Source organism: Pseudomonas sp. B20 (assembly GCF_020515755.1).
GTDB lineage: Bacteria > Pseudomonadota > Gammaproteobacteria > Pseudomonadales > Pseudomonadaceae > Aquipseudomonas > Aquipseudomonas syringae.
Window position 1 is genome coordinate 1 of the sequence record NZ_JAHPJG010000039.1, and the last position, 11,760, is coordinate 11,760.

13 protein-coding genes and 2 pseudogenes are annotated in these 11,760 nt (G+C 60.3%); 12 read left to right on the forward strand and 3 right to left on the reverse strand.

Annotation, left to right across the window (positions count from 1 at the left end; all coding sequences use genetic code 11):
• Nucleotides 1-58 precede the first annotated feature (58 nt).
• The 3 genes and pseudogenes from LIX91_RS25210 to LIX91_RS25220 form a co-directional block, all read right to left on the reverse strand.
• Complete coding sequence (locus LIX91_RS25210) at nt 59-748, reverse strand: phasin family protein (RefSeq protein WP_100072858.1); 690 nt, start codon at nt 746-748, stop codon at nt 59-61.
• 10 nt (nt 749-758) lie between these two features.
• Nucleotides 759-957, reverse strand: a pseudogene (locus LIX91_RS25215) (phasin family protein); the annotation flags it as partial.
• Nucleotides 958-1,021: 64 nt separating this feature from the next.
• Nucleotides 1,022-1,300 (reverse strand): polyhydroxyalkanoic acid system family protein, encoded by a 279-nt coding sequence (locus LIX91_RS25220; RefSeq protein WP_003316638.1) that lies wholly within the window; start codon nt 1,298-1,300, stop codon nt 1,022-1,024.
• A 144-nt stretch (nt 1,301-1,444) separates the two neighbouring features.
• Here LIX91_RS25220 and ubiE point away from each other — a divergent pair, with 144 nt between their 5' ends.
• From ubiE to LIX91_RS26000, 12 genes and pseudogenes are all read left to right on the forward strand, one after another.
• On the forward strand, nt 1,445-2,215 hold the full coding sequence (gene ubiE, locus LIX91_RS25225; protein ID WP_003341410.1) for a bifunctional demethylmenaquinone methyltransferase/2-methoxy-6-polyprenyl-1,4-benzoquinol methylase UbiE: 771 nt from the start codon (nt 1,445-1,447) through the stop codon (nt 2,213-2,215).
• Nucleotides 2,215-2,838 (forward strand): SCP2 domain-containing protein, encoded by a 624-nt coding sequence (locus LIX91_RS25230; RefSeq protein ID WP_226489389.1) that lies wholly within the window; start codon nt 2,215-2,217, stop codon nt 2,836-2,838. The genes ubiE and LIX91_RS25230 overlap by 1 nt, the downstream gene beginning before the upstream one ends.
• The gene (ubiB, locus tag LIX91_RS25235) at nt 2,835-4,454 is read left to right on the forward strand and encodes a ubiquinone biosynthesis regulatory protein kinase UbiB (protein ID WP_226489390.1); all 1,620 of its coding nucleotides are present in this window, start codon (nt 2,835-2,837) and stop codon (nt 4,452-4,454) included. The genes LIX91_RS25230 and ubiB overlap by 4 nt, the downstream gene beginning before the upstream one ends.
• A gap of 67 nt (nt 4,455-4,521) precedes the next feature.
• A complete protein-coding gene (gene hisI, locus LIX91_RS25240; protein WP_003414224.1) occupies nt 4,522-4,914 on the forward strand; it encodes a phosphoribosyl-AMP cyclohydrolase in 393 nt (130 codons plus the stop codon).
• 2 nt (nt 4,915-4,916) lie between these two features.
• Nucleotides 4,917-5,249 carry a phosphoribosyl-ATP diphosphatase gene (locus LIX91_RS25245; protein WP_002551631.1) on the forward strand — a complete coding sequence of 111 codons (333 nt, stop codon included), beginning with the start codon at nt 4,917-4,919 and terminating at the stop codon, nt 5,247-5,249.
• 44 nt (nt 5,250-5,293) lie between these two features.
• The gene (locus tag LIX91_RS25250) at nt 5,294-5,569 is read left to right on the forward strand and encodes a twin-arginine translocase TatA/TatE family subunit (RefSeq protein ID WP_003316632.1); all 276 of its coding nucleotides are present in this window, start codon (nt 5,294-5,296) and stop codon (nt 5,567-5,569) included.
• 4 nt (nt 5,570-5,573) lie between these two features.
• A complete protein-coding gene (tatB, locus tag LIX91_RS25255; protein ID WP_100072860.1) occupies nt 5,574-6,050 on the forward strand; it encodes a Sec-independent protein translocase protein TatB in 477 nt (158 codons plus the stop codon).
• Complete coding sequence (gene tatC / locus LIX91_RS25260; RefSeq protein WP_003414220.1) at nt 6,047-6,847, forward strand: twin-arginine translocase subunit TatC; 801 nt, start codon at nt 6,047-6,049, stop codon at nt 6,845-6,847. Before tatB ends, tatC begins: the two co-directional genes overlap by 4 nt.
• A complete protein-coding gene (locus LIX91_RS25265) occupies nt 6,844-7,551 on the forward strand; it encodes a 16S rRNA (uracil(1498)-N(3))-methyltransferase (RefSeq protein ID WP_032702561.1) in 708 nt (235 codons plus the stop codon). Before tatC ends, LIX91_RS25265 begins: the two co-directional genes overlap by 4 nt.
• 170 nt (nt 7,552-7,721) lie before the next feature.
• Complete coding sequence (locus LIX91_RS25270) at nt 7,722-9,557, forward strand: methyl-accepting chemotaxis protein (RefSeq protein WP_410524765.1); 1,836 nt, start codon at nt 7,722-7,724, stop codon at nt 9,555-9,557.
• Nucleotides 9,558-9,791: 234 nt separating this feature from the next.
• Nucleotides 9,792-10,844: pseudogene (locus tag LIX91_RS25995) on the forward strand (methyl-accepting chemotaxis protein); the annotation flags it as partial.
• 141 nt (nt 10,845-10,985) lie between these two features.
• Entirely contained in the window at nt 10,986-11,702 is a 717-nt protein-coding gene (locus LIX91_RS26000) for a methyl-accepting chemotaxis protein (protein ID WP_410524766.1), read from the forward strand.
• Nucleotides 11,703-11,760: the final 58 nt, after the last annotated feature.

Here is an 11,760-nt window from a genome sequence, read left to right on the forward strand (position 1 = left end):
CGCGTGGGTATGCCGTTCGGGACGCTCTGCGTCCGGTCTTCTTTGTTGCAGCCGGGTATCAGGACTGAATCGCGGGTTTTTCCGATGCGGCCGGCGTAGAAGGCTTGGGAGCAGGTTTGGCGGCCGGCTTTCTTGCCGCTGGTTTTTTCGCAGCGGCAGGCTTTTTGGCAGCCTCGACGGGCTTGGCCGCTGCTTTCTTGACGGCTGGCTCGGCCGCCACGCTCTTGTCCGCCGCTTTGGCGACAGGCTTGGCCGCCGCCTTGACCAACGGTTTCGCCGCGCTTTTCGGCGCTGCAGGTTTGGCCGCCACAGTGCGCGAAGCAGCCGGTTTGGCTTTCGCGCCCACCAACAGCTCGATCTGCCGGGTCAGCTGGTCGACCTTGCTGTGCAGCGCCTGTACTTCACTGCGGCTCGGCACACCCAGACGCGCAATGGCGCCATTCAGACGCTTGTCGAAAGCCTCTTCCAGCTCGTTCCACTTGCCAACCGCGAGGTCTTTCACGTCGTCTACGCGGGACTTGGCCGACTTGCTGGTGTTCTTGACGTCATCGAGCTGCTTCTGCGCTTCGACCTTGGTCAGCTTCTCGGCCTTCTCGCCGTCCTTCACCAGGCTCTCGAAAAGCTTGCTGCCGTCATTGCTGATCTTGGAATACGCGCCCAAACCCGCCAGCCAGATCTGACGAGAGTACTTCTCAACCTCGCCCATCCAGGAGCCGCCATCTTTGTCGGTTTTTTTCTTGCCAGCCATCCCGTTCTCCTTATCGTCCAGACTTGGAACGCCCGAGTCGTTTCGGCACGCAGCGTTCGAGCTTTTATCGGCCCGACACGCTCAAGCAATGCCGTCAGCTCATCGAGCCTGGCAAAGAGCGTGTCTACATCATGTTTAGACGGGATACCTACCCGGTTCAAGGCCTTTGCGACTCGAAGGTCGAAAGCACGCTCGATTCTGTCGATTTGCGCGCATAAAAGAGCGCAGGGGCACACGGCGGCGAAGAAAAATCAGCAGGTCTGCATACGGCGTTCAGGCAGCGAGCGCCTTGTCCAGAACGCGCTCGACTTCTGTCTTGATCGAACCGCTCATGGCCGACAGGATGAAGTTCAGCTCGATGTTGACGCGGATCAAAGCCTCTTCGACCTCGACCTCACCCTTGGCGCCCTTGCCCTCCAGTTTTACGGTATCACCAGCCCATTCGTGAGCCAGTCCGTATCGGGTGGACAGCTTCTCGACCAGTTGCTCGGCCTTTTCGCGAGCCTTCTCGAGGCCCAGGGCGTGCGGGCGTTCAACGGTTATCTTGGCCATCGGAGGCTTCCTTGATCGTCATATGAAATGCGGCGCAACTATATACACCCGCCCGCATCCAAGAAAGCGTTGCAGGTGAGCCTTGTCAAGACAAAGCCGGCCTTGGCGATTAGAATGACCCGCACTCTATTCCGGTGAAGCGATATGAACGATCAGCGCAAAGGCAGCGATGCCGAACCTACGACTCACTTCGGTTACAAAAATGTACCGGAAAGCCAGAAGGCAGAAAAAGTCGCTGAGGTTTTCCATTCGGTGGCGGCCAAGTACGACCTGATGAACGACCTGCTGTCCGGCGGCATGCATCGCCTGTGGAAGCGTTTCGCGATCGAGCTGTCCGGCGTCCGCACCGGTAACCGCGTGCTGGACATTGCTGGCGGCACGGGCGACCTGACCCGCAAATTCTCCAACCTGGTCGGCCCGACCGGCCAGGTGGTACTGGCCGACATCAACGCCTCCATGCTCAAGGTCGGCCGTGATCGACTGCTGGACCTGGGTGTGGCGGGCAACGTCGAGTTCGTCCAGGCAGACGCCGAAAAACTGCCATTCCCGGACAATCATTTCGACTGCGTGACCATCGCGTTCGGCCTGCGCAACGTGACCCACAAGGAAGACGCCCTGCGTTCCATGCTGCGCGTGCTCAAGCCGGGTGGTCGTCTGCTGGTGCTGGAGTTCTCCAAGCCGACCAACAAGCTGATGTCCAAGGCCTACGACGCCTACTCGTTCGCGTTCATGCCGTTGATGGGCAAGCTGGTCACCAATGACTCGGAAAGCTACCGTTATCTGGCCGAATCGATCCGCATGCACCCCAACCAGGAAACCCTCAAGTCGATGATGGTAGAAGCCGGTTTTGACCGCGTGACCTATCACAACATGACTGCCGGCGTCGTGGCCCTGCATCGTGGTATCAAACCCTGATGTTGCTCCGGGGGCTGCTCGCCAGTATCGAGCACGGCATCAATCGGGTGCTGCGCCTGGACAGCACCGCGCTGCCACGCATGGCGCGTCTGTCCGGGCGTGTCATTGCGGTGGACTGTCGCGATCCGTCCCTGAAGCTGTTCATCCTGCCCAGCGACGAAGGCTTGCTGCTCGCCGCTGACTGGGCTGCCGAAGCTGACTGCACCCTGCGCGCGCCGGCTTCCAGCCTGGTGCGTCTGGCCCTGAGCAAGGACAAGACCGCTGTGCTGCACGGCCCGGACGTCGAACTCGACGGTGACAGCGGCGCGCTGCTGGAACTGGTCGGCATTCTTCAGGACCTGGAGCTGGACTGGGAGCACGAACTGTCCAACTGGATCGGCCCGGTGGCCAGCCAGTTGTTCAGCAACCACCTGCGCAACAGTGGGCGCTGGACCCGGGAAAGCTTCAACAGCCTCAGCCAGAACGTTGCCGACTACCTCAGCGAAGAATCGCGCACGCTGGTGGGCAAACACGAAGCCGAAGCACGATTCGCCGAACTCGATCAGATCAAGCTCGATCTGGAACGCCTCGAGGCGCGCTTTGCCCGCCTTGCCCACTCCCTCAATACCAGCGATAACGCATGAAGCTGCTTGCCGTCCGCCGTCTGTTTCGCATTCAACGTGTCGTTATCCGCTATCGCCTTGATGACCTGTTGTTCGCCCTGCCCCTGCCGTGGTGGATGCTCGCGCTGCGTTTCGTGCTGCCCTGGCGCTGGCTGCCACGGCGCAAATCCGAGCTGAGCCGGGGCGTACGCTTTCGTCTGGCGCTGCAGGACCTGGGGCCGATTTTCATCAAGTTCGGGCAACTGCTGTCTACACGGCGCGATCTGCTGCCCGAGGACATCGCCGACGAACTGATGCTGCTGCAGGACCGCGTGCCGCCGTTCGATCAGCAACTGGCGATCAAGCTGATCGAAGAACAGCTCGGCGCGCGCATCAGCGACGTGTTCAGCCGCTTCGACGAGAAGCCGCTGGCATCCGCTTCGGTCGCTCAGGTGCATGCCGCCTGCCTGAAGACCGGCGAAGAAGTCGTGGTCAAAGTGGTACGCCCCGGCCTCAAGCCGATCATCGGTCAGGACCTGGCGTGGCTGTTCATTCTGGCCCGCACCGCCGAGCGCGTGTCTGCCGATGCCCGCCTGCTGCACCCGGTGCAGGTGGTGATGGATTATGAAAAGACCATCTACGACGAACTCGACCTGCTGCGTGAAGCGGCCAACGCCAGCCAGTTGCGACGCAACTTCGAAGGCTCCGACCTGCTTTACGTGCCACAAGTCTACTGGGACTGGTGCCGCCCGAAAGTGCTGGTCATGGAGCGTATCTATGGCCTGCAGGTCACTGACATGGCCGGGCTGGCGGATCAGCGCACCGACATGAAACTGCTCGCCGAGCGCGGCGTGGAAATCTTCTTCACGCAGATTTTTCGCGACAGCTTCTTCCATGCCGACATGCACCCCGGCAACATTTTCGTGAGCACGGTCAACCCGTGGGCGCCGAAGTACATTGCCATCGACTGCGGCATCGTCGGCAGCCTGACCCCGGAAGATCAGGATTATCTGGCGCGTAACCTGTTTGCCTTTTTCAAACGTGATTATCGTCGCGTTGCGCAACTGCACATCGATTCGGGCTGGGTGCCGGCAGAGACCAAGCTCAATGAGTTCGAAGCGGCCATCCGTACGGTCTGCGAGCCGATTTTCGAGAAGCCGCTCAAGGATATTTCCTTTGGTCAGGTGCTGATGCGCCTGTTCCAGACCGCACGCCGCTTCAATATGGAAGTCCAGCCGCAACTGGTTCTGCTGCAAAAGACCCTGCTCAACATCGAGGGGCTGGGCCGTCAGCTGTACCCTGAACTGGACCTGTGGAGCACCGCGCAGCCTTATCTGGAGCGCTGGATGCGTGAACGGGTCAGCCCGAAAACCCTGCTGGGCAATCTGCAATCACAGGTCGAGCAACTGCCGCACATCGCAGGCATGACCCGTGATCTGCTGGAGCGCATGTCCCGCCCGCACGCCTCTGATCCGCCGCGCCCATGGCACGATCGCAAGGACGAGCCGGTCCTGCGGCTGATCGGTGCGGCATTGCTGGTCGGCGGCGCGATACAGAGCTGGGTGATGAGCGAGGCCGCTACCCAGTTGCTGACGCTCACCGCGTGGCCAGCCGCGATCATGCTCATCGCCGGGCTGTATCTGATCGTTCGCCGATAGCCAGCAGCGGATGGCGCTGGCACACTGTTCAATCCGCCGGGCATGAAAGCCGGCTGCCGGAGTAGATATGAAAGACTGGCTGGACGAGATTCACTGGAACAGCGACGGTCTGGTGCCTGCAATCGCTCAGGATCACAAGACCGGCCGGGTGTTGATGATGGCCTGGATGAACCGCGAGGCCCTGAGCCTGACGGCGTCCGAGAACCGTGCCATCTATTGGTCGCGTTCGCGTGGCAAACTCTGGCGCAAAGGTGAAGAATCGGGTCATGTGCAAAAGCTGCATGAACTGCGCCTGGACTGTGACGCCGACGTCATTATCCTGATGGTCGAGCAGATCGGTGGCATCGCTTGCCATACCGGCCGCGAAAGTTGCTTCTACCGAGTGTATGAAAATTCAGGCTGGAAGACCGTAGACCCGGTTCTGAAAGATCCTGATGCTATTTACCATGCAGGCCATTGAACATGACTGATACGTTGTCCCGTCTGGCCGAAGTGCTGGAATCCCGCAAGGACGCCGCTGCCGACAGCTCCTATGTCGCAAGCCTGTATCACAAGGGCCTGAACAAGATTCTGGAAAAGCTCGGCGAAGAGTCGATCGAGACCATCATCGCGGCCAAGGACGCTGCGGTCAGCGGTGATTGCAGTGACGTGATTTATGAAACCGCTGACCTGTGGTTCCACAGCATGGTGATGCTCGCCGCGCTGGGTCAGCACCCACAGGCCGTGCTCGATGAACTGGACCGCCGATTCGGCTTGTCCGGCCACGCGGAAAAAGCCGCTCGCACGGCAGAGTAACGCTCTCCCCTTTCAAGCTTGAAATCTTTTACGAGGACTGTTTCATGGGTATTTTTGACTGGAAACACTGGATCGTCATCCTGATCGTCGTTGTACTGGTTTTCGGGACCAAGAAACTCAAGGGCCTGGGCAGCGACGTCGGCGAATCGATCAAAGGCTTTCGCAAGGCAATGAATGACGATGACAAGCCGGCCGAACAGCCTGCGCCTCAACCCCAGCAGGCCCAGCCAGCCCCACAGGGCTCGCCGCTGAACCAGCCACACACCATCGACGCTCAGGCGCACAAAGTCGACGAGCCGATCCGCAAAGACCAGGTTTAAGCCCATGTTCGGTATCAGCTTCTCTGAACTGCTGCTCGTTGGCCTGGTTGCCTTGCTGGTACTGGGTCCCGAGCGCCTGCCGGGTGCTGCACGCACCGCAGGCTTATGGATCGGCCGGTTGAAGCGCAGCTTCAATGCGATCAAACAGGAAGTTGAACGTGAAATCGGGGCTGACGAGATTCGTCGGCAGCTGCACAACGAGCACATTCTTTCGATGGAAGACGAAGCGCGCAAAATGTTCGCGCCCAATCAACCGCCCGAAAACAGCTCCGAGCCGGTGAATCCGTCGCCAGCACCGGCAGCGGCCGAAGCTGCAAGCCCCGTGCACGACCAAGCCGCGCACCACGAAATCGGGCCTGCACAACCTGCGGCACCGAAGACCGAGCTGTCGCTGGAGAAAACCGCGAAACCGGCTGACGCCGGCACACCAGTCCCGACGCCTCCCGCCCACGATTCGTCATTGCCACCGCGAGCACCATGAGCGCTGATACCCCGGAAAACGATCAGCAAATGCCGCTGATCTCGCACCTCACCGAGTTGCGTACACGTCTGTTGCGCTGCGTTGCGGCAGTGTTCCTGATTTTCGCCGGCCTGTTCTACTTCACGCAGAAGATCTACACACTGGTCTCGGCGCCGCTGCGAGTCTATCTGCCTGAAGGCGCAACGATGATCGCCACCGACGTGGCTTCGCCGTTCATCACGCCGTTCAAGCTGACCATGATGGTCGCGCTGTTTCTGTCCATGCCGGTGATCCTGCATCAGATCTGGGGCTTCATCGCGCCGGGTCTGTACAAGCACGAGAAGCGCGTCGCGGTGCCACTGCTGGTGTCGAGCATCATCCTGTTCTACGCAGGCATGGCGTTCGCCTACTTCCTGGTCTTCCCGCTGATTTTCCACTTCTTCGCCAGCGTGACGCCGGAAGGCGTGTCGATGATGACCGACATCGCCAGCTATCTGGACTTCGTGATGACGTTGTTCTTCGCCTTTGGCGTGGCCTTCGAAATCCCGGTGGCCGTGGTGTTGCTGGTGTGGATCGGCATCGTCGACGTCAAATACCTGAAGAAGATCCGCCCTTACGTGGTCATCGGCTGCTTCGTGGTCGGCATGATCCTCACCCCGCCGGACATCTTCTCGCAGACGCTGCTGGCGGTGCCGATGTGGCTGCTCTTCGAGCTGGGCGTACTGTGCAGCACGATGATCAAGAAGCGTGGCGAACATCCGGACGATGAGACCGAGGACGCTGACAAGCAGGACCAGCCGCCCGCGACCACACCGTGAACCTGCTGCTGCTTGAGGAAGCCGATTTCATTGCGGCTGACCGGGTGGTCCTGCGTGACCGCCGCCTGAAGCACATGCAGGAGGTGCATCGCGCAGAGGTTGGCGACAGTTTGCGTGTGGGCCGGGTCAATGGCCTGCTGGGCAATGCCGAACTGCTGCGCCTTGAACCCCATGAAGCAGAGCTGCGTGTCGAACTGCAGAGTGCGCCGCCGGCCAAACTGCCGCTTACCCTGTTGCTGGCGTTGCCACGCCCCAAGATGTTACGCCGGGTGTTTCAGACCGTTGCGACCATGGGCGTGCCTAAAGTCATCCTGCTGAACAGTTACAGGGTGGAAAAAAGCTTCTGGCAAACGCCGTTTCTGGAGCCTGACGCCATCCGCGAGCAACTGATTCTGGGCCTCGAGCAGGCGCGCGATTCGGTGCTGCCTGAAATCGTGATCGAAAAGCGCTTCAAGCCTTTCGTTGAGGATCGCTTGCCGCAGATCGCGCTCGATACACTGGGCCTGGTTGGCCATCCCGGTGATTTCCCCGCCTGCCCGCGTGCGGCCACAGAGCAAGTCACATTGGCCATCGGCCCTGAAGGTGGCTGGATACCCTACGAAATCGATCTGTTGCGCCAGTCGGGTCTGCAACCGGTGCAACTGGGCGAACGCATCCTGCGCGTCGAAACCGCTGTAACGGCCCTTCTTGCCCGTTTGTTCTAAGTTGTTAATGTCGACTCAATCGCTTCAGTTAACCGATAGCTGGCCGATGCAGTCGGATACTTAGGAACAAAAGCAGTCAAGGAGTGATCATGTCTCGTGGTTTAACCAAAAGCCTCGCCAATGCGAGTGTCAGCCTGAAACTGGCGATCGGCTTTGGCCTGGTGCTGTTGATGACGCTGATGATTTCAGCCACCGGCTGGTTCAGCAATCAGGCCCTGATCGATCGTGGGGACCGTGTCACTGCGATTGCAGAGGTCAATGAGCTGACCCTTCAGTTGCGCATCAACCGTATGAGCTACGAGGTGCTGTACAACGCAGAGACTGCAGCGAAGGTCAGAAGTACACTCGATGAGCTCGACGCTGCACTGCAAACCGCCAGAAACCTGCTGCGATCCCCCGAGAACCTGCAGTTGCTGGATGCCCAGATTCAGGCCACCCGCGACTATCGCCAGTCGTTTGAGGACATGAGCAAGGCGATCGAAACCCGCGAAGCGAGCCGCAGCCAGATGGGCGAAAACGCCGACAAGGCAGTGGATCAGGCCAACAGGATCGAAGCCGAACTGCTCAAGGAAGATAACATCCTGGCCTTCAATGGCATCGTCGGCGTCAGCAAGCTGATTCAGCAGGCGCGCTTTCAGGTACGTGGTTACACCTACAGCGGCCGTCCCGATTTCGAAAAGGACGCCAATAAAGCCATCGATGATGCTGTGACCGGGATCAACACGCTGGCTGGCGACATTTCTTCCAACTATTCGCCCATGCTGCAACAGGCCATCGCCGGGCTGAATGGCTACCGCGCGGCTGTGGGCAAATACCGCGATTCCCAGGCCGCCTCCAAGGCCGCACTGGATAAAATGACCACGCTGGGCGTCAGCATGCTCGCCACTAGTAACGACCTGATTACCCGACAGAACAAGAGCCGCGACGCAGACAGCGCCAAGTCGGTCCAGATGATCCTCGCCGCGACTGCGCTGGCAATGGTACTTGGCATTCTCGCGGCCTGGGTCATCACTCGCCAGATCACCACGCCGCTGCAGGAGACCCTTGAGGTGGTGGAACGAGTGGCCTCAGGCGACCTGAGTCGCAACCTCAAGGTTGATCGCAAGGACGAGCTGGGCAAGCTGCAGGCCACGATTCAGCGCATGACGGCGAGCCTGCGCGAACTGGTCGGCGGGATTCGCGATGGTGTCACCCAGATTGCCAGCGCAGCGGAAGAGCTGTCGGCGGTTACCGAGCAGACCAGTGCCGGGGTCAACAGCCAGAAGGTCGAGACCGATCAGGTCGCCACTGCCATGCATGAAATGACGGCGACCGTTCAGGAGGTCGCACGCAACGCCGAGGAAGCTTCGGAAGCAGCGGTGACGGCAGACCGTCAGGCCCGTGACGGGGAACGGGTGGTCAACGAGGCCATCGCACAAATCGAGCGCCTCGCCTCTGCGGTGGGCAACTCCAGCGAAGCGATGGGCGCGCTGAAACAGGAAAGCGACAAGATCGGCAGCGTGCTGGACGTCATCAAATCGGTCGCCGAGCAGACCAACCTGCTGGCGTTGAACGCCGCTATCGAGGCAGCACGCGCCGGTGAAGCCGGTCGGGGCTTTGCGGTGGTTGCCGATGAAGTACGCAGCCTGGCGCAGCGCACGCAAAAATCCACCGAAGAGATCGAAGCGCTGATTGCCCGTCTGCAAAGCGGTACACAGCAGGCCACAACCGTCATGGACAGCAGCCGCGAGCTGAGCACCAGCAGCGTGGAGCTGACTCGTCGGGCCGGTGGATCGCTGGAGAGCATCACCAAAACCGTCTCGGCGATCCAGGCGATGAATCAACAGATTGCCGCTGCCGCCGAAGAACAGAGCGCGACCGCCGAAGAGATCAACCGCAGCATCATCAATGTCCGTGACGTGTCCGAACAGACCTCTGCGGCCAGTGAAGAAACCGCGGCGTCCAGCGTGGAACTGGCCAGACTGGGCAACCACCTTCAGGTCCTGGTGAGCCGTTTCACCGTCTGATCTGTCAGCCCACAGCCCGCGCCAGCATACGGCGCGGGCCATTTTTTCGACAAAATGTGACACCTTTCACCCCTCCTTCGTGCTCGGAAATCTCCTACGGCCTTCTCAGGTCACGCAATGAATCGCCACGCCGATGCGCTCACAACGCATGTCCCGACGGGTTCGGAACGTGCTTTTGTTCGCTCATTGCAGGAGATTCAAATGTTCCGACTGATCAATCAAGCGCTCGGCAACATGAACGTCAGATTCAAGCTGTCCCTGGGTTTCGGCCTGGTGCTGCTATTGACGCTGATCATCACACTGACGGGCTGGCATGGCCTGTACACCATGATCGACCGCTCGGAGTCGCTCTCGGACATCGCCCAGCTCAACGGTCTGACCAAAGACCTGCGCGCCGAGCGAATCACCGACCGCGTCCAGAAAACCCCGGAGAGCACGGCGCTGGTTACACAAAAGCTCAATGAAATGAAAGCCCAGCTCACCCTGCTGCACAACCAGAGTGAGGAGCAGGCAACCATCAAGCTGCTCAACGGCCAGTTCGAGATGCTGAACAGGCTGGAAAAGACCTTTGCGGACGTTCGCGTCAACCGACAAACCCGCAACCAGATACGCGCGCGCCTGGAGCAGGCGTCCGAACAGGCCTTGCAGGCCATCGCGCAGGTTGAGGTAGAGGTGCTCAAAAGCGTCAGCCAGGAACAGGACAGCAGCGAGCGGATGGAGGAGTTCACCAACATTTCGCAATTGAGGCAGCAGGTCCAGACCGCTCGTTATCAGGTGCAGACGTATACCTTCACCACCCGCGACGCAGATGAAAGCGCAGCCATTGCGGCCATCGACGAAGCGCTCAAGGAAGTCGGGCAGATTGCCCAGGATCAGGGCAACGAAAGCCTTCAGGGCCTGACAACCGCGACCGCAGCCCTGCAGAGTTATCGGGAACGGCTCGGCGAGTTCAAGCAGATCCAGACCAAGGCCGAAGCGGATCAGGAAATCATGGAGGGTCTTGGCGCAGCGCTGCTGGACTCCGTCGCGGCGCTGAACCGCCTGCAGACTGAGCAGCGCGATAGCGAGGCGGCCAACTCCAGCGCCATGCTCAGCAGTGTTGCAGGCCTGGCACTGCTGATCGGTTTGCTTGCCGCCTGGATCATGACCCGGCAGATCACCGTGCCGTTGCAGCAGACACTCATCGCCGCAGCACGCGTCGCTCAGGGCGATCTGAGCCGGGATATATCGGTCACGCGCCGTGACGAAATGGGTCAGTTACAAGGCAGCATGCAGACCATGACCGTCAGCCTGCGCGAACTGGTCGGCGGCATCAGCGAGGGCGTGTCGCAGATCGCCAGCGCGGCCGAGCAGTTGTCAGCGGTGACCAAGCAGACCTGCACCGGGGTCACCAGTCAGAAAGACGAAACAGACCAAGTGGCGACGGCCATGAATGAAATGGCCACCACCGTGCAGGAAGTCGCGCGCAATGCGCAGGAAGCGTCGCAGGCGGCCGCTCAGGCGGATCAACAGGCGCGCAGTGGCGATGAAGTGGTCGGGCAGGCGATCATTCAGATCGAGCAGCTGGCTCGCGAGGTGCTGAACTCCACGCAGTCGATGAGCGCGCTCAAGCAGGAAAGCAACAAGATCGTCGGCGTTCTAGACGTGATCAAGTCTGTTTCACAGCAGACCAACCTGCTGGCCCTCAATGCGGCCATTGAAGCAGCCCGCGCGGGAGAGGCCGGGCGCGGTTTCGCGGTGGTTGCCGATGAAGTTCGGGGGCTGGCGCAACGCACGCAAAAGTCCACCGAGGAAATCGAAGAACTGATCGCCGCCTTGCAAACCGGCACCCAGCAGGTCGCAACCACGCTGGATAACAGCCGCACCCTGACCGATAACACGGTTGAACTGAGCCGTCGCGCGGGGGGCGCGCTGGAGCAGATCACCCGCACCGTGGCGACGATCCAGCACATGAACGAACAGATCGCCACCGCCAGCGAGGAACAGAGCGTGGTCGCCGAACAGATCAACCGTAACGTCATCAGCGTACGCGACATCTCCGAACAGACCGCCGCAGCCAGCGAACAAACCGCCGCCTCCAGCGTCGAACTCGCCAGACTGGGAACGCACCTGCAGACACTGGTGGGGAAATTCAGGGTGGGTTGATAGATCTGCGACGCAAGGATTCCGACGCTGGAACGCTTGGCGTTATACACCAGCCTGC

Coding starts and splice junctions, on each gene's coding strand:
- LIX91_RS25245 (WP_002551631.1), top strand. CDS start 4,917: ATGACTGATACGTTGTCCCGTCTGGCCGAAGTGCTGGAATCCCGCAAG.
- tatB (WP_100072860.1), top strand. CDS start 5,574: ATGTTCGGTATCAGCTTCTCTGAACTGCTGCTCGTTGGCCTGGTTGCC.
- LIX91_RS25210 (WP_100072858.1), bottom strand. CDS start 748: ATGGCTGGCAAGAAAAAAACCGACAAAGATGGCGGCTCCTGGATGGGC.
- ubiE (WP_003341410.1), top strand. CDS start 1,445: ATGAACGATCAGCGCAAAGGCAGCGATGCCGAACCTACGACTCACTTC.
- LIX91_RS26000 (WP_410524766.1), top strand. CDS start 10,986: ATGAATGAAATGGCCACCACCGTGCAGGAAGTCGCGCGCAATGCGCAG.
- LIX91_RS25250 (WP_003316632.1), top strand. CDS start 5,294: ATGGGTATTTTTGACTGGAAACACTGGATCGTCATCCTGATCGTCGTT.
- ubiB (WP_226489390.1), top strand. CDS start 2,835: ATGAAGCTGCTTGCCGTCCGCCGTCTGTTTCGCATTCAACGTGTCGTT.
- LIX91_RS25220 (WP_003316638.1), bottom strand. CDS start 1,300: ATGGCCAAGATAACCGTTGAACGCCCGCACGCCCTGGGCCTCGAGAAG.
- LIX91_RS25230 (WP_226489389.1), top strand. CDS start 2,215: ATGTTGCTCCGGGGGCTGCTCGCCAGTATCGAGCACGGCATCAATCGG.
- tatC (WP_003414220.1), top strand. CDS start 6,047: ATGAGCGCTGATACCCCGGAAAACGATCAGCAAATGCCGCTGATCTCG.
- hisI (WP_003414224.1), top strand. CDS start 4,522: ATGAAAGACTGGCTGGACGAGATTCACTGGAACAGCGACGGTCTGGTG.
- LIX91_RS25270 (WP_410524765.1), top strand. CDS start 7,722: ATGACGCTGATGATTTCAGCCACCGGCTGGTTCAGCAATCAGGCCCTG.